Source organism: Staphylococcus sp. HMSC072E01, assembly GCF_001814125.1.
GTDB classification, from domain to species: domain Bacteria; phylum Bacillota; class Bacilli; order Staphylococcales; family Staphylococcaceae; genus Staphylococcus; species Staphylococcus hominis.
This window is the reverse complement of record NZ_KV814988.1, coordinates 3,177-3,874: the sequence shown is the minus strand read 5'-3', so window position 1 is coordinate 3,874 and position 698 is coordinate 3,177. Positions and strand designations below refer to the sequence as shown.

Here is a 698-nt window from a genome sequence, read left to right as displayed (position 1 = left end):
ATTAATATTCTATTAATTGCAATACTATCCATCACATTTATTGGTTTAGCACTATTTGTAGTAAATTTTGCTAAAGATACGTTCATCAATGACAACACAAAAGCTGATACTGTAAGTAAAAAACCGAGTAAAGATAAAAAAGAAAAACAAAGTTCTGAACCAAATACAGAAGAGGTACAAACGTCTCAAGAAAATTCAAGTAACACTACTATAGAAAATAGTACAAGCGAACAAATATCTAATAACAATAATAATTCTGAATACCCTTCGAGCAAACAAGCAAATACAGAAAATGTACGAACTAATGAGTCTGGTCAAGTAATACATAAAACCAAGCGATATGGTATAGATTATATTGATGAATTTTCTTCTCCCGCTGAGGAAAGAGAGTATGAAGATCAAGTTATGTCACAAAGTGGAGGAGGCCCTACAGAACCAAAAGATAAAGTTGACGATGACGGAATGAGCCAAGATGAATTAGATAGTCTATCAGAAGATGAACAAGCATTCATAGGTTATAATCCAAATAATCCCCGCGGAGATGTAGGTAGTCCTAAACCTGTATATTCAGATGATGATATCGACTCTAGTGAAGAAGATTAATAATATCAATTGTAATATTAACGAAGTGCCTTGTAGCACTTCGTTTTTTCTTTCTTTAAAGTTTCTAACTAAGTTTAAGAATTCTCTTTATCAAT

At 31.9% G+C, this 698-nt stretch carries 1 protein-coding gene; it reads left to right on the top strand.

Features of this window, described 5'->3' with window-relative positions:
- Positions 1 to 603: hypothetical protein (locus tag HMPREF2953_RS08560; RefSeq protein ID WP_070672866.1), on the top strand; the 603-nt coding region annotated here is incomplete at its 5' end.
- Between the last annotated feature and the right edge of the window lie 95 nt (positions 604 to 698).